The organism is Dyella sp. S184 (assembly GCF_009766065.1).
In the GTDB taxonomy this organism is placed as follows: Bacteria; Pseudomonadota; Gammaproteobacteria; order Xanthomonadales; family Rhodanobacteraceae; genus Rhodanobacter.
On the sequence record NZ_LMUE01000012.1, the window covers coordinates 300,877 to 322,257 of the forward strand.

Annotated in this window: 15 protein-coding genes; 8 read left to right on the forward strand and 7 right to left on the reverse strand. The window is 63.9% G+C overall.

All coding sequences use genetic code 11. The features are described 5' to 3' along the window. Positions 1-17 precede the first annotated feature (17 nt). The 3 genes from GSQ75_RS17030 to GSQ75_RS17040 all read left to right on the forward strand — a co-directional run bounded on the left by GSQ75_RS17030 (position 18) and on the right by GSQ75_RS17040 (position 5,536). Positions 18-1,853: a tetratricopeptide repeat-containing sulfotransferase family protein gene (locus tag GSQ75_RS17030; RefSeq protein WP_158756069.1), complete on the forward strand. Its 1,836-nt coding sequence runs from the start codon at positions 18-20 to the stop codon at positions 1,851-1,853. A gap of 114 nt (positions 1,854-1,967) precedes the next feature. Further along, on the forward strand, positions 1,968-3,521 hold the full coding sequence (locus tag GSQ75_RS17035; RefSeq protein WP_158756070.1) for a tetratricopeptide repeat-containing sulfotransferase family protein: 1,554 nt from the start codon (positions 1,968-1,970) through the stop codon (positions 3,519-3,521). 32 nt (positions 3,522-3,553) lie between these two features. Continuing rightward, positions 3,554-5,536 (forward strand): sulfotransferase, encoded by a 1,983-nt coding sequence (locus tag GSQ75_RS17040; protein WP_158756071.1) that lies wholly within the window; start codon positions 3,554-3,556, stop codon positions 5,534-5,536. 107 nt (positions 5,537-5,643) lie between these two features. On the opposite strand, the gene GSQ75_RS17045 is transcribed toward GSQ75_RS17040, so the two are convergent. Genes GSQ75_RS17045 through GSQ75_RS17055 form a run of 3 tightly spaced genes read right to left on the reverse strand, consistent with a single transcriptional unit; the run spans position 5,644 to position 10,401 of the window. Continuing rightward, positions 5,644-7,215 carry a sulfotransferase gene (locus GSQ75_RS17045; RefSeq protein ID WP_158756072.1) on the reverse strand — a complete coding sequence of 524 codons (1,572 nt, stop codon included), beginning with the start codon at positions 7,213-7,215 and terminating at the stop codon, positions 5,644-5,646. Beyond that, positions 7,181-8,821 (reverse strand): sulfotransferase, encoded by a 1,641-nt coding sequence (locus GSQ75_RS17050; protein ID WP_158756073.1) that lies wholly within the window; start codon positions 8,819-8,821, stop codon positions 7,181-7,183. The genes GSQ75_RS17045 and GSQ75_RS17050 overlap by 35 nt, the downstream gene beginning before the upstream one ends. Then, positions 8,818-10,401, reverse strand: coding sequence for a sulfotransferase (locus GSQ75_RS17055; protein ID WP_158756074.1), 1,584 nt, complete (start codon positions 10,399-10,401; stop codon positions 8,818-8,820). Before GSQ75_RS17055 ends, GSQ75_RS17050 begins: the two co-directional genes overlap by 4 nt. A 201-nt stretch (positions 10,402-10,602) precedes the next feature. Here GSQ75_RS17055 and GSQ75_RS17060 point away from each other — a divergent pair, with 201 nt between their 5' ends. Further along, complete coding sequence (locus tag GSQ75_RS17060) at positions 10,603-11,925, forward strand: aspartyl/asparaginyl beta-hydroxylase domain-containing protein (RefSeq protein WP_158756075.1); 1,323 nt, start codon at positions 10,603-10,605, stop codon at positions 11,923-11,925. A 93-nt stretch (positions 11,926-12,018) separates the two neighbouring features. Here GSQ75_RS17060 and grxD read toward each other — a convergent pair whose 3' ends face one another. From grxD to GSQ75_RS17080, 4 genes are all read right to left on the reverse strand, one after another. Continuing rightward, positions 12,019-12,942, reverse strand: a complete 924-nt coding sequence (gene grxD, locus GSQ75_RS17065) for a Grx4 family monothiol glutaredoxin (RefSeq protein WP_158756076.1) — start codon at positions 12,940-12,942, stop codon at positions 12,019-12,021. A 79-nt stretch (positions 12,943-13,021) separates the two neighbouring features. Further along, positions 13,022-13,879, reverse strand: coding sequence for a UDP-2,3-diacylglucosamine diphosphatase (locus GSQ75_RS17070; RefSeq protein WP_158756077.1), 858 nt, complete (start codon positions 13,877-13,879; stop codon positions 13,022-13,024). Positions 13,880-13,981: 102 nt separating this feature from the next. Continuing rightward, on the reverse strand, positions 13,982-14,605 hold the full coding sequence (locus GSQ75_RS17075; RefSeq protein ID WP_158756078.1) for an SGNH/GDSL hydrolase family protein: 624 nt from the start codon (positions 14,603-14,605) through the stop codon (positions 13,982-13,984). Between the two features lie 12 nt (positions 14,606-14,617). Further along, complete coding sequence (locus tag GSQ75_RS17080; protein ID WP_158756079.1) at positions 14,618-15,865, reverse strand: aminotransferase class I/II-fold pyridoxal phosphate-dependent enzyme; 1,248 nt, start codon at positions 15,863-15,865, stop codon at positions 14,618-14,620. Positions 15,866-16,037: 172 nt separating this feature from the next. On the opposite strand from GSQ75_RS17080, the gene rsgA reads away from it, so the two are divergent. The 4 genes from rsgA to GSQ75_RS17100 all read left to right on the forward strand — a co-directional run bounded on the left by rsgA (position 16,038) and on the right by GSQ75_RS17100 (position 21,348). Further along, positions 16,038-17,093: a ribosome small subunit-dependent GTPase A gene (gene rsgA / locus GSQ75_RS17085; RefSeq protein WP_158756080.1), complete on the forward strand. Its 1,056-nt coding sequence runs from the start codon at positions 16,038-16,040 to the stop codon at positions 17,091-17,093. Positions 17,094-17,186: 93 nt separating this feature from the next. Continuing rightward, a complete protein-coding gene (locus GSQ75_RS17090; RefSeq protein ID WP_158756081.1) occupies positions 17,187-17,675 on the forward strand; it encodes a hypothetical protein in 489 nt (162 codons plus the stop codon). Further along, entirely contained in the window at positions 17,672-18,946 is a 1,275-nt protein-coding gene (locus GSQ75_RS17095) for a flavohemoglobin expression-modulating QEGLA motif protein (RefSeq protein WP_158756082.1), read from the forward strand. The genes GSQ75_RS17090 and GSQ75_RS17095 overlap by 4 nt, the downstream gene beginning before the upstream one ends. Positions 18,947-19,056: 110 nt before the next feature. Then, the gene (locus tag GSQ75_RS17100; protein WP_158756083.1) at positions 19,057-21,348 is read left to right on the forward strand and encodes an NADP-dependent malic enzyme; all 2,292 of its coding nucleotides are present in this window, start codon (positions 19,057-19,059) and stop codon (positions 21,346-21,348) included. Positions 21,349-21,381 lie beyond the last annotated feature (33 nt).

Genomic DNA, 21,381 nt, shown 5'->3' on the forward strand with positions numbered 1-21,381 from the left:
GGCCTTTTTTTCATGCCATGACCCCAGAATCTACCCAATTGATTGTCGCCTCGATCACGGCAGGTGATCCGCTCGAGGCGGAGCGCCTGTGTCGTGCACAGCTGCGCGCGCAGCCGCAGGATGAAAATGTACTGGTATTGCTGGCGCTGAGCCTGCAACACCAGGGTCGCCTGGGCGAGGCGTTAGCCATCTACGCCCGTTTGACCGAGTTGTTTCCGGACAGCAGCCTGCATTGCTGCAATTACGCCACGGCATTGCGGGCTGCCGGCTCGCTGCCGGAAGCGGAGGCTGCCTATGTGGCGGCGATCCAGCGGGAGCCACAAAACATCGAACCGAAAATCCAGCTGGGCTTGATGCTGCTGGATCGGCATGAATATCTGGCGGCTCGGGAGATGCTGCTCGACGCTTTCGAACTCGACCGCGATCTGCCACGGGCCCGTATCCATGCCGCGCGCGCCTGCAGTCTGTGCCAGGACTTCCAAGGTGCCACGGACCTGCTGAAGCCGTGGCCTAACTGGTTGCCGCTGAATGACGATACCCTGCAGCTGGAATTGGCCCGGCAGCTGAACCTCTTGAGCGACGCCCCGGCGTCGGGGGCGTTGCTGGAAGATCTGGTCGGTAGGAATCCGTCCCTGCCCGAGGCCCGATTGCTGCTGGCCGGCATATATGAGCGACTGAATCGGGTGGCCGATGCAGAGGCGATGTTGCAGTCGGTCGCCGCTGCCGCTGCGACGACATCCAGCAAGACACTTCACAACGAGGTCGATCACATGAGGGCCACGCTGGCCCTGCGCAGCGGTGATGTGGTTGCGGCACGGTCACTGCTGGAGTCTGGTGGCCCGCGGCATGCGAACGATTACACCCACTATTTCGACCTGGCCAAGGTTCACGACAAACTGGGCGAGACGCAACTCGCGATGCAGACCCTGCAGTGCGCGCATGCGATCCAGGTAGAGGAACTCAAGCACGCCTCGCCGGAACATTTCGAAGCCGGTGCCTTGGCCCTGCCAGCGGCGATACCCAGAACAAGTGCCGAAGACCGTGCTCGCTGGCCGCAGTTGATCGCGCCGGATGCGCGCAATTCGCCGGTATTCATTGTGGGATTTCCGCGTTCCGGCACGACCTTGCTCGAGCAGATGCTGGATGCGCATCCGGACCTGCAGTCGATGGACGAGAATCCGTTCTTCAACCGACTGGCCGACAAGCTGCGCAACCACCATCCGGGCATCCTGTCGAATCTCGACCTGCTCCAGCAGCGTGATTGCGACGAATTGCGCAAACGCTATCTGATCATGGTTTCCGAGACGATCCAACGACGCTGGAGTTCGCAGCTGGTCGACAAGAACCCGCTGAACATGATGTGGGTACCCTTGATCACCCGGCTCTTTCCCGAGGCGAAGTTCGTCCTGGCCTTGCGCCATCCGTGCGACGTGATCCTGAGCTGCTACATGCAGAATTTCCGCTCCAGCATCCTGGGGGCGGCATGTTCCAGTCTCGAGCGGCTGGCCGGGGCCTACGTGCAGGCGATGGAATGCTGGCTGGAGGACGAACGGATTTTCCGGCCGCAGGTGCTGGTATCGCGCTACGAGGAACTCGTGACGGATTTTCCCGAACAGACCCGGCGCATCGCGAACTTCCTCGAACTGGAGGACGCCATCCCGATGCTGCAGTTCGACCAGCGTGCACGTGACAAGGGCTATATCGCGACGCCTAGCTACAGCCAGGTCATCGAGCCGGTAAACCGGAAGGGCCTGAACCGCTGGACCCGCTACCGCCACGAATTCGAGCCAGTGCTGCCGATACTCGAGCCGATGCTGAGACATTGGGGGTATTCAGCGGATGCGGCGTCTTGATTAATATCACCTGCATTATCGCTACCTGTGGCACCGACGTCTTTGCCAAGTCATTCTCAGGTAGCGTGCCGTTTGCCACCATATGATGAAGAAGCCCGCGCCGGACCTAGCTCGATGAATGATTCCACCGTTCGCCGCTGGAGCCGGGCGCAGCGTTATCTTGCCGATGGGCAGATTGCAGCGGCACGGGTTGCCCTGGAATCCCTGTTGCAACGCGACCCGGGGCACACCCAGTCGTTGTTGGCGCTGAGCGGTGTCGCTCGGGCCGAGGGCCATGTTCGTGATGCCACGGAATACGCGCTGGCCGTAGCGCGGAACCTGCCGACTGATGGCAGCCTGATCGCGGAGGTGGCCGAAGTATTGCGACAGCTCGGCGAAACGGTGGCAGCGCGCCGCTGCCTGGATCATCCAGTGCTGGCGGAAACGAGCGATGGTTCCGTCCTGACGCAAATGGCCATCACGCGCAAGTTGCTTGGCGAGCATCCGGAGGCGTTGACGTTGCTCAATCGAGCCGCTGCCGTGGGCATGGGTACGGTCGACTTCCGGTTCGAGCGCGCGCAGGAGTTGATGTTCAATGGGCATATGGACGAGGCAGAAGCCGAGCTGCGTACGTGCCTGCGTTTGGCGCCATGTCACGGGCAGGCGGCGTTGACGCTGTCCCGCGCGCGCAGACAGACACTTCAGGGCAATCACCTGCATGACTTGAGACAACGCCTGCAGGAAGTTGAACAGGGCACGGAGGATCATGGTGCACTCGAGTTTGCGCTTTACAAGGAGCTGGAAGACCTTGCTCGTTATGACGAGGCTTGGAGCTCGTTGGCTCGCGCCAATGCCATCATGTATGCGCGACAGCAGCATGATCCGAGGCATGCGTGGCGTCTGTTCGATAGCCTGATCGATCGCTGCACACCAGAATTCCTGCAAGCCGGCGATATGGCCCATGACGGGCCCCAACCGATTTTCATCATCGGCATGCCTCGCTCGGGAACCACCTTGCTGGAGCGTGTGCTCAGCAATCATTCGCAGGTGACATCGGCCGGTGAGCTCAGCGAGTTCGGCCTGCAGTTGCGCTGGGTGGCCGATCACCGCATCACCCTGGATGAGCACATCGTGCAACGACTGCCCGATCTGGACTATGCCAAGATCGGGCGCCGTTATCTGGAGCAAACCCAGTGGCGCGCGCAAGGTGCGCGATTCTTCATCGACAAGATGCCACGCAACTGGATGGTCGCTGGGCTGATTCATCGTGCGTTGCCCCAGGCCCGCATCCTGAATCTGGTACGCGATCCGATGGATGTGTGCTTCTCCAACTTCCGTACGCTGGTGATGGGTGACCTGTTGCCATGGGGTTACGACTTGCACGCGCTGGCCGAGCATTATCTGCAGTATCGCCGCGTGCTTGATCATTGGCATGCGGCCATGCCCGGGCAGATTTTCGATGTGTCATACAGCGATTTGACGCGCGATCCGGAAGCGATGACACGCAAGGTGCTAGCCCACTGTGGACTGGAATGGGAAGCGGGTTGCGTCGACATAACCCGCAACGAGGCCGCGGTAGCCACACTCAGCCTGTCGCAGGTGCGCGAGCCCATTCATACGCGTTTCTTCGAGGAATGGCGGAATTACGAACAACAGCTGCAGCCGTTACGCCAGGCGATTACCAGATAGTGTATTTATGAAAGAAGACGGTCGTTTCATTCTTGAGTGGCTGGAGCGCGCATTCCAGCTGTGGTGATGAAATCGTCGACTACCATGCAGCTGCTACGACAAAGAAGCTCATTCAATTCCGCGCCTGTGGCGTGCGGCTCAATCAATTCGAGTGGATACAAAAAGTGAAACTGCCCGTCCCATTTATCCAGTTGCCACTGCAATTCGATGCCAAGGTGCTCGCGCAGGAGATCGCCGCGTTTGGCGAAGACGCCTGGCACGAGCATCCGCAGAAATATCCCGGCAATCTGTGGTTGCCCTTGATTGCGGCCAATGGCGACCCTGACAACGAATCCTTTTTGGGTGTGATGCGACCAACTCCGTATCTTTTGCAGTGTCCATACCTGATGCAGGTATTGTCGCGAATTGGTGCCGTATGGGGGCGGACTCGCCTGATGAAGCTTACGGGTCAGGCCGAGGTCACTCCGCATTTCGATATCAACTACTACTGGCGTGCACGCGCACGCGTGCACGTGCCCATTTTGACCAAGCCGACAGTGCGGTTCATCTGCGGAGAAGGCGAGGTGAATATGGGGCCGGGCGAGTGCTGGATTTTCGATACCTGGCGCCAGCATCAAGTGATCAATGGTGACGACGACGAACGGATTCATCTCGTGGCTGACACTGTCGGCAGCGATGAGTTCGGGGAGCTGGTAAGGGACGGGCAGATGCCGGGCAACCATGTGCCGGAGGGTTGGCAGGCAGAGGCCGTTGCACCGACTGACGAACTGCGACCCGCATTACGTTATGAATCGGTCAATCTGCCTGCGGTCATGACGCCCTGGGAGATGCGTGAGCACATCACCTTTCTCCTCAGCGAGGTGCGTCCGCATCCAGAACTTGAACCAGCGAAGCAGGTTACGTCGCGCTTTCTTGCCGCCTGGCAGGCGTTATGGTCGGAATATGGTACCGATCCGGCTGGTGTGCCTGCCTATCGCAAAGCGTTGAACTCATACGAACAGTGGCTGAAGAATTTTGCAGCGTCGCTGCAATTGATCAATGACTCGCCGTTTGTGGTCGCGCTGCGTCTGATGGTCCTGTCGGTGGCGATTGCCGACAACGATCGCGCCTCCAGTGGCGATGAATTACGCCAGAATGCCATCCACGGAATGCCGAGTGCGCGCTTGGAAGAGAGTGGTCGCGATCCACTCTATGATCGCCCGATATTCATCATTTCGCCACCCCGTTCCGGCTCCACCTTGTTGTTTGAGACCCTGGCGAAGGCTCGGGGGCTTTACACGATTGGCCGCGAAAGTCATGCACTGATCGAAGGTACACCTGGCCTCAGCGCAAGCGAGCTGGGTTATGACTCCAACAGACTTGATGCAACTGCAGCGACGCCAGGGCTGATCGAAGCATTGCGCAGCCGGTTTTTCGCGGAACTGGCGGACAGGGATGGCCACGCACCGGGGCAGCGCCCGATCCGGATGCTCGAGAAAACACCCAAGAACGCATTGCGCATACCTTTCCTGGCAAAGGTTTTCCCGGAGGCGCAGTTCATTTACCTGCATCGCGATCCGCGCGAAACCTTGAGTAGCATGATCGAGGCTTGGCAATCCGGCGGATTCCGCACTTATGCGAACCTTCCCGGCTGGACTGGTTTGCCGTGGTCCCTGTTGCTGGTGCCCGGTTGGCGCGAACTGATTGGGCGGCCGTTGCCTGAGATCGTGGCAGCACAGTGGGATACCACTACACGCATCCTGCTCGACGATCTTGCTGCGCTTCCGCCGGAACGTTGTCATGTTGTGCGCTATGACGCGTTCATTGCAGATCCAGAAACAGAGATGTCTCGACTGTGCGGTGTGCTCGGACTTGACTGGGATCGTTCACTCGACGCCGCGCTGCCACTTTCGCGTTACACCGTGACCGAGCCTGCTCCAGGCAAGTGGCGTCGGCATGCGGATCTGATCAACCAGGTTCTTCCCGGTTTGCAGGCTACCCTTGATCGCGCCGAACGGTTTATTCGCGTTGGATGACCCCCGAACGGTGGCCTGGCGTTTGATGCGTGGCCGTCAGCCGTGTGGTCACACGGCCCGTTCACGACACAACCCGGCACGGGGCGACGAGTCGGCCAGAAGGTGACTCAGAATCGCGTCAGCTCCGGCACGTAGGGGAAGTAATTCTTCCAGCGTCCCACCGACGAGTTGTATATCGGCTGGCGGGCCTGCCATACGCTGGCCGTGGTGATCGCCGCGGTCGAGATGGCGGTTGTCCCTGGTGCGACGACTGTTGGCAGGTCGACAAAAGCTCGCAGTGTTCCAAGGGTCGATTCGGGATCGGCAACCATCGCTTCGTAGTCGAGGCTGTGCACCGGCACGCGCAGACGTTGCTGCCAATGTTGCATCAGTCTGTCATGGCTGCGCATGAAGTCGGCGATGTCGTCGAGATCGCTGGCAAAACCGTACTGCGGATGCGCGAAACTCTGCGACCAGATGGACAACGCGGTATCGCGCGGGTCGCGTCGGCAGTGGATGATACGGGCCTGCGGGAACAGCGTTGCGATCAGGTCGAGGTAACGGAAGTTGTTCGGGTTCTTGTCGATGTACCAGCGCACGCGGGGATCATCCTGGACGGCGTGCACCCGGTACAGCTCAGCGGCCTGACGCAATGCGCCGGCATCGCGCATGAGGTTACCCGACTGCAGCTGTTCGGCGATGAAGCCGAGCATCGGCAGCTCGCCACGGTCGCGGACATCCGGATGCCCGGCGAGTCGCGTCGCCGCCAGGGTGGTGCCGCTGCGCGGCAGGCCGACGATGAAGATCGGCACGAAATCAGACGTCGACGGCAAGGGCGTCTCGAGCGTGCGCAGCTGCATGCGGGCGTCCAGCCATTGCGCCCATGCCTCGCGTGACCACGGTTGTGCCTGCCCCGATAGCTGGTTGGCGCCGCGCAGGGTCTGTGCGGCGTTGGCATAGTCCGCGATGTCGTCGTACGCCTTGGCGAGGCCGAAGCCGGTCACCGCGCGGGCATGCAGGGAATAGGCGGAGTTTCCGAAATGGGCGATGAGACGCGCAAAGTCCGGATCGGCGCGATCGGTGTAGCGCCGGGTGGCGGCCAGCGCACCAAGTACAAACCAGTTATCGAGGTCGACGCCGCCCTCCAGCGCTGTGTAGTAATGCGTGCGCGCGAGCTCGAACTCGCCCAGTTCGCGCGCCAGGTTGCCAGCCAGTACATGTAGTCCGGCGTCGGCGTGGCCGAGCGCGATGGATTCCTCGCAAAGGGCCGCGGCTAGCGCCTGGCGTTGGCATTGCTGGATGAACTGGGCGCATCGCATCGTGATCGCCGGCTGCAGGCCCGCGTGGCGGCACCAATCCGCCATCAACTGACTGGCGGCATTGAGCTGACCCTGGCTTTGCAGCAGCTGGGCGAGCAGCGGTGTCGCATCGGGGTGCATCGGATGATGCGCGAGGATGTCGTCCAGCAGCGTGCGGGCAGGTTCCACCAGCCCCTGCTGCCAGAGTGCCTGGGCGGTGCGAAAGCGCTCGGCTTCGTCGGGTGGGAACGTCGTCGGCGTCACGTCAGCGGAAGTCAGCCAGTGGTCAATGAGAGAGTATCGCGGCTGCAGCCCGTCGTGCGCCAGAGCGGTGTGTCGGCGGCCAAGGAATGCGGTGATCGCACGCTCACTTGTCTGGAATACGCAGCAGTTCCGGAACATGGGATGCGTAGAAACGCCAGCGCGCCACCGAGTGCTGATGGATCGGCTGGCGCGCCTGCCATGCGCTGGCGGTGCTGATTGCATGGTCGCGACTCGGGCTGCCGAGCAGGTCGTGCTCGGGCAGTCCGAGCCAGCGTGCCAGTTCGCCCAGACAGGAGGCCGGATCGGCGATGAGTTCCTCGTAACGTACGGTACGGATCGACGCGGCGTGGCGCACGCGTGAATGCGCATGCAGGCGCTCACAACCCTGGATGAGCGCTGCGATATCGCCGAAGTCGTAGGCGTAGTCGTGTGCGTGGTCATGAAACGACTGCGACCACAGCGAAAGTGCGGTGTCGCGCGGGTTACGTCGACAATGGATGATGCGCGCGTTCGGCCACAACGTGAGGATCAGATCGATATGCAGCAGGTTCAGTGGCTGCTTGTCGATGAACCAGCGTGCGCTGGAGTCGTCCTGGCGCAGCTGCGCCGCATAGGTGCTTGCGGCTTGCTCGAACGCGGCCGGCTCCCTGGTGCCGGTCTGTTCGAACCGTCGGGCCAGTGTCGCCAGCCAGCCCAACTCGCCGCGATTGCAGACCAGCGGATGGCGCGCGAGCAGCTCGGCCAGCAGCGTGGTGCCGGAGCGTGGCACGCCGACAATGAACAGCGGCGTCCATTCGCTCGTGGCGGCCAGTTGGAATGGGGACGGTCTGGCTGCCAGGCGTGCCTCGACGAGGCGCCGCCAGTGCTTGCGCGACCAGGTCGAGCGCACATGTGCGAGAGCGTTGGCCTGGTGCAGATAGTGTGCGGCCTGCGCATAGTCGGCGATGTCGTCGTGAGCCTTGCCCAGGGCGAATAGCGTCGTGATGCGTGTTTTCTCGCTCAAGTCCGGTCGTTGCAGCACGTCCCGGAACAACTGGAAATCCGGATGGCCGCCGTCCTTGTAACGCTGCAGACCCGACAGGCCGATCGGAATATTCCATTCCACGGCTTGCGAGCTGTGCGCGAGCGAGAAGGCATACCGCTCGCGCACGCGTTCGAATTGACCGAGCTGGATACCCAGCATGCCGGCATAGGCATGAATCCGCGGATCGGTGCAGCCTGCCATGATCTCTGCCTCGCAGATGGCCGCGGCATCCGATGTCCGCTGGATATCGTCGAGCATTTCCACGGCCTGGATGACCGTGTCGGCATCCAGTCGCGCATGTCCAAACAGATGGCGAATGGCACCGGCCGCACCATGCATGCGGCCTTGCTGGCACAGCAGAGTTGCCAGCAGGAAGGTAGCGGCCGCGTGCGTCGGCTGTTGTGCGAGCAACTCGTGCAGCAGCGCTTCGGCTGCCGCCGATTCACCGCGTTGCTGCAGGTTGCCCGCCAGCGCGAAACGCAGGTCGACCGAGCCGGGATGCGCGACGAGTGCTGCGGACAGCACGACCTGCGCCGTATCGGTGTCGGAGCGCAGCACCAGTGCGCGCGCGCAGGCCAGCCACTCCGCTTCGGACGCACCAGCGAGGGCATCCAGCAGTACGCGTCGAGCAGCCTGTGTGCGACCTTGCGCGCGCTGTAGTTCGTAGACGGCCAGATGGCGGCCGCTGGTATCGGGTGTCGGGGTGAAGGCCCCGTTCATGGACTGTCGCCTTGCTGCCACGGCAGCAGCCCGAGTGCCATCCGCAGCGGATCGAGCAGGGCGCCGTAGCGTGGTGCGCGCGCCGTGTCGTGCAGCGGCTGGCGCACTTGGGTGGCGCTGGGCGAACGCACTTCGCGCTGGTTCTCATGAAAGCTCAGACAGGCCGGCTCGAACGGCAGGCTGCAGAAATCCAGCAAGCGACGGATGTGGACTTCCGGATCGGCCAACAATTGCTCGTATTCGTGCTCGAACACCTGCGACGGATGCAGCGTATGCCAGTGGCAAACGCTGCGGTCGAAGTCGCGCCAGAAGGCCGCCAGATCGTCGAACGTGCGCGTGTACTCGTTGCCGGCCAGATACTGGCGATAGCACGAGAAGCAGGTCTCCAGCGGGTCACGCCGGCACGCGATGATGCGCGCCCCCGGCAGCATGGCGCGGATCGCGCCGATGTACATCCAGTTGTTCGGTAGCTTGTCGGTGAAGACAGGACGCTGCCGACGCCAGTGCGCGGTGCGCTCCAGATAGCGCCGTCCCAAGCGCTCCCAGTCAGCTGGCTGCATCGCGTGCACCCATTGCGGAAACGGTTGGCCGCGGCGACGCGATTCCTCGCCCAGCACCTGTGGCAGGTCAGGCAGTTCGCCGGCACCCTCGACCGAGCTATGCGAGGCGAGGATCTGTTCGACCAGGGTCGAACCGGATCGCGGCAGGCTGACGATGAAGACGACTTCCTTGCCAAGCGCTTCCGCAGCGGCTGCAAGCGGCGGCAGGAAAGCCTGGTTGGCCGCCGAGATTCCCTTGGAAAAGGCGTTTGCATCCCACTGCTGCCGGCGCCTGGCGATGGCGTTGGCCTGGGCGAGTGCAGCCAGTGATTCATCCAGGCGACCGTTATCGTCCAGTGCCTTGGCCAGCGCGAAACCCATCGCGATCAGGTCGTTTTCGCTGGCCCGCGGCTGTTGCATCGCCGCTTGCATGTGCGCGATGTCGTCATCGTTGAAGCGGGTGGTCCTGAGGTCGGCTAGCCCCCACCAGGCCTGGCCAGCCCAGGGCTGTTCCACGAGTACTTTGCGGTATTCCATCGTGGCTTCCACGGTCTGGCCGCGGGTACGTAGCATGTCAGCCAGCAGGGCGCGTGCGTCCACATGATCGGGCGCCAGCGCAACGGCGCGCTGCAAGGCAATCACGGCCTCGTCGTTGCGTACGCAGCGGGTCAGCATGACACCGAGGTTGTACCAGGCGATGGCCAGGCCGGGTTTCAGTTCGCAGCAGCGACGCAGTGCGGCAATCGCGGCATCGAATGCTCCTGCATTGCCCAGCAAGGTACCGAGAGTGTTGTGGTAAAGCGCGTCCTGCGGGCGTTGCGCCAAGGCCTGTTGCATCGTGCTTACGGCCTGTTGGGAACGACCGCGCAGACTGTGGATGCCGGCCTGCATCCGCAGGACTTCAGGGTGCTGCGGATCTGATGCGGAAGCGCTGGCCAGGTGGCTTTCGGCCACATCCACCCGGCCCGCTTCGAGTGCTTCGCCGGCGACCATGATGTGCATGCGGGTGTCGGGGCTCAATCCATGCAGGCGAGGAGTCATGTCTGCTCTTTTGGCATCAGGTGAATGGCGGCGTGCAACTTGCTGTATCTGATCTAACGCGGCGCGATGCAAGCCATGTTTCAAAACGACGCCTTGCCAGCCAAGGCAATCGAATGCGTCACCGCGTATTATGCCGGTTAGTTCAGCCTGCTGCGGCGTTGTATTGGGGCTCCCGCAGCCCATCCGGTAGTGAAGCCAGCAATGAAGAATGAGTCAGACCCGCGCTCTGCGGATTATCGTGAACAGGCCCGCGCAGGCTTGCGCCAGGGCGACTTGGCGCTTGCCGAGCAAGCCTATTCGGATTTGCTCGAGACCGATCCCGACGATCTCGAGGCGCTGCGGCAATTGGCCAACATCCAGCTTGCCCGCGGCGCGGCGAACCGGGCCGTCGAGCTGCTTGTTATCGCAGATCGTGCGCATCCCGGCGATGCCGTGACGCTGCATCAGTTGGGTGTGGCGCGGATGACGAGTGGCGATTTTCGGGGTGCGGTCGCCGATTTGCGGCGCGGGCTCGAGATTGCGCCGAACATGTTCGTGGCGCGCTTGCGCCTGGGAATGTTGCTGGATCAATTGGGAGAGAAGTACGAGGCCCTGGCCACCTCTTTCATGGCGATCAATGCGGCGCAGGCGCATGGGCGCTGGCTCAGTGACGAGACGACGGCGCCGGAATATCGGGATGCCGTGAAGAGTGCCATGCAATATGTCAATGTCGGCAGGCATGATCTTTTTGATGCCGTGCTTGAACCGCTGCGGCAGCGTTACGGAAAGTCCGAACTCGTGCGGGTGGAACGATGCATTGCCATCTACCTGGGCGAGCAAGAGGCCAACTTGCCTGATTCACGGCAGCAGCCCAAGTTTCTGTATTTCCCGGGTGTGCCGAGTCAGCCGTATTACCCGCGCGAGCGATTCCCGTGGCTGGCCGAGCTGGAGGCCAATACCGCGGTGATCCGCGAGGAGCTGCGCAGCGTACTTTCGCAGCCCCAGGACCTCGAATCATTCCTGCAGACGGATTCGCCACAGGATACGGCCGATCTGCTGCGATCCTCCGGTGCCCGGCAAGCTGCCTGGGATGCCTACTTTTTCCACCGGCATGGCGAGCGCTACGACGCACATGCCGCGCGTTGCCCGCAAACCGCGGCAATCCTCGATGCGCTTCCGCTTGCGCACGTCCGCGAGCATTCGCCGGAAACACTGTATTCGGTGCTGCAGCCTGGCACGCATATCCTCCCGCATCGCGGCGTCACCAATACCCGGCTGGTCACGCATCTGCCGCTTATCGTGCCGTCCGATTGCGCCCTGCGTGTCGGTGGGGAAATCCATGAATGGCAAGAAGGTCGCTGCGTCACCTTCGATGACACCTACGAACACGAGGCATGGAACAACAGCGCCGAGACCCGGGTGGTGTTGATCCTCGACAGCTGGAATCCGGATCTCAGCGAGGCCGAGCGGGCAGCGGTGGCCGATCTGGTCGGGGTGATCGGCGATTTCAATCGGGCCAGCGACGTAGTCACCCCGAAGGGCTGAGTCTCGATCGTCAATGGCTGAACAAAAACGCCCCTGTTGGGGCGTTTTTGTTCAAGGCTGTTGCATCGCCGGTCGGGTAGCAGCCGGTCTGGCTCAGTAGCGCGGCACGCTTGAGTCGATTTCGGCAGCCCATGCATCCATGCCACCTTCCACGTTGTGCACGTTGCTGAAGCCGTGCGTGGCGAAGCGCTCGGCCATGCCGCGGCTGGAGATGCCGTGGTGGCAGATGAAGGCCAGCGCTGTGTCTTTCGGCAGTGCGGCGAGGCTTTCGTAGCCTTCGTCCTCCAGCACCCGTGCCTGCGCCAACGGTGCGGCCTGGGCGCGGCCCGCGGCCGGGCGCACGTCGATCAGCGTGATGTCGTTCGCGGCCAGGCGCGCCTTGAGCTGCTGCACGCTGAGCGAGCCGATCTCCTGCGCGCCGGGAAACTTCAGGCTGAGACCTTCGCCCTGCACGGTAGAAACCCAGTCGATCACGATGCCCTTGGCACGCTGGGCACTGGCCGGATCGAAGTGAACTTCCAGGCCATTGGCGTGGGCGACGATGTCATGCTCGCCGGCCGGGGCGAGCTGGAAGCCGGCGCTGTGGTCGGGACCAATCTCCAGATGCAGCGCCACGCCATGCGCGTTGGCGGTGCCCTGGCGGATCGCCTCGGCGGCGGCGTCGGTGATGGTGATCTGCGGCGGGGTGCGATCCGGTGCGGCCACGCCGAACAGGGCATGCAGTTCACCGTTGCCGTACATCTGGCGGATGATGTCGGCGCCACCGACCAGTTCGCCTTCCACGTACAACTGCGGGATCGTCGGCCAGTCGCCGTAGGCCTTGATGCCTTCGCGGATTTCCGGGTCCTCCAGCACGTTGACCGTGTAGTAGTCCGGCAGCAGTTCGTTCAGCGTGTTGGTGGCGGCGGAGGAGAAGCCGCACATCGGCTGCTGGCGGTCGCCCTTCATGAACAGCACCACGCGGTGGTCCTTGAGCAGGGTTTCGATACGCTCGCGGGTAGTGTTGTCGAGGGACATGCAGGAACTCCGGTAAATGAAGGTAATGATACGCCGCCTGATATGCGGTGATCTCGCCGGCCTTCAAGGTATGCGTGGTTCAGGCGGCTCGATGCAGCTCATTCAGGTCGCGCCGACAGACGCCCAGCGGCGCCAGGGCGAGTGCGGCAGCCGGTGAGGGCCATACCAGCTCGCGGCTGGCCCGGCCCAGGGCGGCGGGCTGTTCGCTCCAATGGAGCAGTTCCATCGCGCCGGTGTGGTCCTCGATCAGGGCGGTGCAGTGCTCGACCCAGTCGCCGTCGTTGAGGTAGAGCACCCCATTCAACTCGCGCACGTGGCCGAAATGGATGTGTCCGCAGATATGGCCGTCGAAGCCGCGCTCGCGGGCGTCATCAACCACCCGTTCCTCGTAGGCGCAGATATAGGCCAGCGCCTTGCCGATATGCGATTTGACGATGATCGACAGCGGCAGGTAAGGCAGTTCCAGTCGTTGCCGCATCACGTGCAACCGGCGGTTGCTCCAGCAGATCAGGCGGTGCATGGCCTCACCGAAGTGCTGCATCCAGCCGCGGCCGATCTGCTCGGGATCGAACTCGTCGCCGTGGCTGACCCGATAGCGCCGACCGTCCGCGCCGACATGCACGGCATCCAGTTCGATCCGTACGCCACCGAATTCCTGCCCGTGCAGGCCACGCATCGGCGCATCGTGGTTGCCGGGGATATAGATCACCTCGACCCCGCGTTGTGCCAGGTCGAGTATTTCGGCGATCACGGCGGTGTGCTCGGTCGGCCACCAGGGTCGTCGGGCCAGTGCCTCCAGGTCGATGATGTCGCCAACCAGATAGAGCTTTTCACAGCGCAGCTTGCGCAGGAAGTCGAGCAGGTAGCCGGCCTTGCAGTCGGGCGTACCCAGGTGCACATCGGAGATGAAGGCACTGCGGCAGCGAAGGGTCGTCATGGCGCGTACTCCCGGTAGGATGCCGGGGCACCAGTCTGCCCACGCAAGGTCACCGTGCGATGGCGAACAGGTTGCAACCTGATTGCGGCGGAACGGAGCGGCTCAGCGTGACGCGCGCAGCGCGGCACGCGCCACTGGCAGGATCGCATCGACCCACAACGCATACTGCGCCGCCGAGGGATGCAGGCCATCGCTGGCGACGAGTACGGGATAGCGGCGCGAGATGCCGGTGATGTCCACGAAATGCGCGCCGGCGCGTGCAGTCTCGTCGCGGGCGATCGCGTTGTAGACGTCCAGCTCGCGGGCAATTTGCGCGCGATCGCGACCCTGTTCATGCGCGAAGTGGGTGACACCCCAATCGGGAATCGATACCACCACCACCCGCGCGGCGCGGCCACCGGCCAGCGCAACCGCACGTGCCAGCAGGCTGGCGAACTGGGTACGGTATTCACCGGCCGGACGGCCACGATATTGGTTGTTGACGCCGATCTGCAGGCTGACCAGGTTGTACGGCGGCGCCAGTGGCGTCGCGTCCATGCCTAGCGCCAGCTCGTCGGTGGTCCAACCGGTGACAGCGATGATGCTGGGATCGTCAATCACCACCCCGGCCCGGCGCAGCCGCTGCACCAGCACGGCCGGCCAGCGCTGCTGCGCGGGCACTGCCTCGCCGATGGTGTAGGAATCACCGAGGGCGAGATAATGCAGAGGCGGAGTGACTGGCACCATGGGTGGGTGAGTTCAGGCTACTGCGGCGGCAGAGCGTGGCGACTGCTCCCGTGCCATCCGCGCCAGCACCCGTTCGATCCGCACGAACACTTCGCGCAACTGCGCCGGAGGTGGCAGCAGGGTCAGCCGGAAGTGCCGGCTGCGTGGCACGTTGAAGCTGCTGCCGGGTACCACCAGTACCGATTCCTCCTCCAGCAGACGCAGGGCGAAAGCCTCGTCGTCGAAGCTGGCGAAGCGGTCGGCGCGCACCTGCGGGAACGCATACAGGGCACCATCCGGGACAACCAGTTCCAGGTATTCGCTGGCGGCGACAGCCTGCAGCACGACCCGGCGCGCCTCATGCAGGCGGCCACCGGGCGCGGTCAAGGCGCCGATCGTCGGGGTGTCCTGCAGGGCCGGCAGCACCGCCCATTGCGCGGTGACGTTGGCGCACAAGCGCAATGCGGCGAGCAGCTGTAGCGCATCGCGGTAGGCGGCACTGCGTGACGGATCGCCGGACAGGCTCATCCAGCCGACCCGGTAGCCGCAGGCACGATGCACCTTGGACAGGCCGCCGAAGCTGAGGCAGGGCAGTTCGCCGGCGACCTCGGCCAGCGGCTGGAAGCTCGCGCCGTCGTACAGGATCTCGTCGTAGATCTCATCGCTGAGCAGCAGCAGCCGGTGTCGCGCGGCAATCGCCACCAGCCGCTGCAGCAGCGCGCGCGGATACACCGCGCCGGTGGGGTTGTTCGGATTGATCAGCACCAGGGCGCGCGTACGCGGGGTGACCAGCGCCTCGATCTCGTCCGGATCAGGCAGGTGGCCATGGCTGGCGAGGCAGTGGTAATAGCGCGGCTGGCCGCCATTGAGGATGGTCGCCGCGCTCCAAAGTGGATAGTCCGGGCTCGGCAGCAGCACTTCGTCGCCGGGCTGCAGCAAGGCGCGCAGGCTGAGGTCGATCAGTTCGCTGACGCCGTTGCCGATGAAGATGCGTTCGGGTTCGACGCCGTGCGCGCCGCGGGAACGCTGCTGCGCGGCGATCGCCTCGCGGGCGAGTTCCAGCCCCTGCTCGTGTCCGTAGGCCTCGCTCTCGTGCAGGTGGCTGGCGATCGCCTCGCGCAGATGCGCCGGCGCTTCGAAGCCGTAGCGGCCGGGGTTGCCGATGTTGAGCTTGATGATGTCGAGGCCGGCAGCCTCCAGCTCGCGGGCGCGCCGGGTCAGCGCGCCACGGATTTCATAGCGCACGTCAGCGAGGTGCGCACTGGGTGTGATCGAAGCCAACGCCGGCATCCTTGGTTGTCTGGGGGTCAGGAGCCGGCGCCACCGCCGGCAGGCCGATGCTAGCAGCGTGATGCAGTGCAGCGCGAGCGCCAGCCGGGGCGGATTCCGGTTCATCGGCGGGCAATCCCCGGGCAGGGCATAATTGCCAGACCGTGCAGACCGACTTCCCCGAATGAGCGATGCCGAAACGATCGAGCGCCTGCGACACATAGGCTGGCGTGGTGATGTGCTGCCCGCCGCCGGCCTGCGACTGGCCCGGGTAGTCGCGCAGCATCGCGCCGGCTACGAGTTGCACGACGGCGAAACCCTGTTCGGGGCGCAGCCGGACGGGCGTTTCCTCAAGCGCGGCATCGATCCGGCCGAGCGGCCGGTGGTCGGTGATTTCGTCGAAGTGGAAAGCGGCTCGCCGCCGCATATCGTCACCGTAGCGCCACGGCGCACGGTGTTGTCGCGCGCGGCGGCGGGCGAGCGTTACGAACGCCAGCTGATCGCCACCAATATCGATTACGTGCTTGTGCTGACCGGGCTGGATGGCGATTTCAATCCGGCACGGATCGAGCGTTACCTGTCGCTGACCGAGGATTCCGGCGCGCAGCCGGTGGTGTTGCTGAGCAAGCTCGATACGCGTGACGACGCGGCCGAGCAGATCGCAGCGCTGCGTGCACGGTTGCCGGCGGGCATCCCGATCCATCCGTTGAACGGCAAGGATCCGTCCAGCGTAGATCTGCTGGCGCAGTACCTGCAGCCGGGCGACAGTGCCGTGCTGGTCGGTTCTTCCGGTGCTGGCAAATCCACCTTGACCAACACTTTGCTTGGCACGGCCACGATGGCCACGGCCGAAGTACGCAGCCATGACAGCCGTGGCCGCCACACCACCACCCATCGTGCCTTGCTGCAGCTGCCCAGCGGCGGTTGCCTGATCGACACGCCCGGCATGCGCGAGCTGAAACTCACCGGTGAGGAAAACCTCGACTTGTTCGCCGACATCGAGGTACTGGCCGAGCAATGCCGTTTCGCCGACTGCGGCCACGGCAGCGAACCGGGTTGTGCGGTGCAGGTGGCGCTGGACAATGGTGAACTGGCTCCGGGGCGCTGGCGCAATTATCTCAAGCTGCACGATGAGCGCGAAGAGCAGGCGGCGACGCTGGAAGCGCGCCTGCGCCGGCAGCGCGGTGGTCGCCCCATCGAGCGGCCGCATGGGCACCGCGGGCAGCGCGAGCGGGACTGATTTCCGCTGCGGATGATCGACGGCGCCGGGGCCTGTGCACGGCGCGCTGCAAAGCATCTAGTATCGCGACATCGTTGCTGCGGGGGTGCAGGTATGCGTCGGTTGTCATCGTCGCTCACGTTCTTCTACAAGCGGGTCTTTCCGGTGCTGTGGATCGGCTTTGTGCTGACCATCTTCGGCGTGCAGATCTGGGTAATGCAGCATGCCCGCGTGAACGCGCCATCGCCGCCATTTTTTCCGCTGGTGCTGGTGCCGCTGTTCATGGTTGGCGTGATGTTGCTGCTCTACCGCAAGCTGCTGTATGACTTGCTGGACGAAGTCTGGCTGGACGGCGACGACCTGGTGGTGAAGAATCGCGGCGAGAAGATCCGCGTGGCGCTGCGCGACGTGATGAACGTCAATGCCACCACGATGACCAACCCGCGTCGTGTCACGCTGATGCTGCGGACGGATTCCCGTTTCGGGCGCAATCTCACCTTCATGCCGGCCAGCCCGCGCGGCTTCATGAGCGCGTTCCAGCCCGATCCGATCGCCACCGAATTGATCGGACGGGTGGATGCCCTGCGTGGAACCTCGCGATGAGCGCGCCGGTCGGTGCCATCGCACCCGAACTGCAGCGCTACGCGGCACTTGACCAGCGCCTGCTGGCCGCAGTGCGCGGCATCCATATCCTGTCGACGGTGGCCTGGCCGGCCTCGCTGGAGGACCGCATGATTGCGGCCTACGGCAGCGGTCAGTTCACCTTGCCGGAGGTGACCTATACGCGACCGGATCTGGCTGTCGCACGTGCCGAGCTGGAGGCGATCGAGCGCGAGGCGGGTGATGACGATCCGCTGGGTGACTACCTGCGCCGCACGGCGGAGTCATGGCGGATCGCTGCGGAGATGCTGGAATCCGTGGGCACGGCGGGTGTCACCGCGCCGTCGATCGCGCTGTACGGCAAGCCGGGCGACCTGATTCCCGGCAGCCAGCGCAGCAATCTCGATGCCGCGCATTACTTCGTCGAACTGTCCGACGAGCTGGGCGCGGACCTGCTGGCCGACGACAGCAGCGTGGACATGTCGGCGACCGTGCTGCGCGACGAGCTGGCAAAGACGCTGGACGATTTCTTCGGTGCCGGCGTGATCAAGGTCGAGGTGGATTCCGAGCTGACCGCGAAGGCGGCGGCCGGTGCCACCCGCATTCGCCTGCGCGATGGCACCAGCTTCAGCGAGTACGACCGTCACCAATTGCTGGCACACGAGGCGTTCGTGCACTCGCTGACCGCGCTGAATGGCCGCCAGCAGCCGCTGTTGGCCTCGCTGGCGCGAACCTCGCCACGGGTGACCGCGACGCAGGAAGGGTTGGCGGTGTTCGCCGAGCTGATGTCCGGCGCGATCGATATCGCCCGGCTCAAGCGCATCAGCCTGCGCATCCTGGCGATCGACATGGCGCTGAACGGTGCCGATTTCGTCGAGGTCTACCGCTATTTCAGCGACTGCGGGCAGAGCGTGGCGGACAGTTTCCATTCGGCCCAACGGGTGTTCCGCGGCGTGCCGCTGACTGGCGGCGCGGCGTTCGCCAAGGACAATGTTTACCTGTCCGGCCTGCTTACCGTTCACACGTTCTTCCGCTGGGCGTTCAAGCAGCAGCGCATGGATCTGCTGCGCCACCTGTTTGCCGGCAAGCTGACCCTGCACGACGTGATCGCGCTGCAGCCGCATTTCGCCTCCGGCGCGATCCTGCCGCCGCGCTGGCTGCCGCCATGGATGCAGCATGTGCACGGGCTGGCCGGCAAGCTGGCGTTTTCGGTCTTCATCAACGGCATCCACATGAACCGGGTGCACGGCGACGAGCTGTTGCAGAGTGTGTAGCGGGGTTATCGGGGCGTAGCAGGGAATCGGTTCGGCTCGCCCCGGTGCTAACATCACAGGTGGTCAGCCGCTTCAGCGGGCGCCGCCCCTCCCTCAATAAAATCGCATCCATGGCCATCCCCGAAGACCTGCGCCACGCCGCTCTTGAATATCACCGCCTCCCGCGTCCGGGCAAGATCAAGGTCAGCCCGACCACCTCGCTGCTGACCCAGCGCGACCTGTCGCTGGCCTATTCGCCCGGCGTGGCCTATGCCTGCGAGGCGATCGTCGAGGACCCCAACGCGGCCAGCGAGATGACCGCGCGCGGCAACCTGGTCGCGGTGATCACCAACGGCACCGCCGTGCTGGGCCTGGGCAACATCGGGCCACTGGCGGCCAAGCCGGTGATGGAAGGCAAGGGCGTGCTGTTCCAGAAGTTCGCCGGTATCGACGTGTTCGATATCGAGATCAACGAGAACGATCCGGACAAGCTGGTCGACATCATTGCCAGCCTCGAACCGACCTTCGGCGGCATCAACCTGGAAGACATCAAGGCGCCGGAGTGCTTCATCGTCGAGCGCAAGTTGCGCGAGCGGATGAAGATCCCGGTGTTCCACGACGACCAGCATGGCACTGCGATCATCGTCGGTGCCGCGGTGATCAACGCGCTGGAAGTGGTCGGCAAGAAGATCGAGGACGTGAAGCTGGCCACAACCGGCGTCGGCGCGGCCGGCATCGCCTGTCTGGACATGTTGGTGGCGCTGGGCCTGAAGCCGGAGCACATCCTCGCCTATGACCGCGAGGGCGTGCTGTATACCGGTCGCGACCAGCTGGACCCGGACAAGCAGCGTTACGCGCGCGACACCGACAAGCGCACGCTGGCCGAGATCGTGGCCGGCGCCGATATTTTCCTCGGTCTCTCGGCCGGCGGTGTGCTGAAGCCGGAGATGGTCGCCACGATGGCGGACACGCCGGTCATCCTGGCGCTGGCCAACCCGAATCCGGAGATCTCGCCGGAAGACGCAAAGAAGGTGCGCCCCGACTGCATCATCGCCACCGGCCGCTCGGACTACCCGAACCAGGTCAACAACGCGCTGTGCTTCCCGTACATCTTCCGTGGTGCGCTGGATGTGGGCGCCACCGGCATCAATGAGGCGATGAAGCTCGCCTGCGTGCGTGCGATCGCCGAACTGGCGCGGATGGAGGCGGGCGATCTGGCCGCGGCTTATGGCGGCGACGTGCCGACGTTCGGCGCCGACTCGCTGATTCCGCGTCCATTCGATCCGCGCCTGCTGGTGATACTGGCGCCGGCGGTGGCGCAGGCGGCGATGGATTCCGGGGTCGCTACCCGGCCGATCACCGACATGGAGGTATACAAGGAGAAACTCGGCCAGTTCATCTATCGCACCGGTTTCCTGATGAAGCCCGTGTACGAGCGCGCGCGCGCCGACCGCAAGCGCGTGGTCTACGCCGAGGGCGAGGAGGAGACCGTATTGCGCGCGGTGCAGACGGTGATCGACGAGAAACTGGCATTCCCGATCCTGGTCGGCCGCCCCGACGTGATCGAGATGCGCATCCAGCGGCTCAGCTTGCGCATGCGTGCCGGCGTCGACTTCGAGCTGACCAATATCAACGACGATCCGCGCTTCAACGAGTACTGGCAGCAGTACCACGCGCTGACCGAGCGTCGCGGCGTGTCGCCGGCGGCGGCGAAGAACCTGCTGCGTTCGCGGCCGACACTGATTTCAGCGTTGATGGTCGAGCGTGGCGAGGCGGATGCGATGATCTGCGGCTTGGTCGGGCGTTTCCACAAGAAGCTCGGTTATATGCGCAGCGTGTTCGGCCTCGACCCGGGCGTGCAGTGCACTTCGGCGATGACCGGCGTGATCAACGACAAGGGCGCCTGGTTCTTCCTCGACACGCATGTGCAGGTCGACCCGACGGCGGAGCAGATTGCCGAGGCGACGATGCAGGCGTCGTATCGCCTCAAGCTGTTCGGCATCGAGCCGAAAGTGGCGTTGCTGTCGCATTCCAACTACGGCAGCCACGACAACCCGAGCGCGGCGAAGATGCGCAAGGTGTGGCAGATCCTCAGGGAACGCATGCCGAAGCTCGAGATGGATGGCGAGATGCAGGCCGACACCGCGTGGGACGAGGCCTTGCGCCATCGCATGTTCCCCAGCACCACCCTGAGCGGTCGCGCCAACCTTTACGTGTTGCCGAATCTCGACGCAGCCAACATCACCTACAACATGGTGCGGGTGATGACCGACGGTGTGGCGATCGGACCGATCCTGATGGGGCTCGACAAGCCGGCACACATCCTCACACCGGCTTCCACCGCGCGCCGCGTAGTCAACATGACTGCGATCGTCGCTGTGGATGCACAGATCCGCGCCGCGGCCAACCGCCAGCAGCGTTGATCACGGAGTCTGCATCTGATGAGTCATCTCATC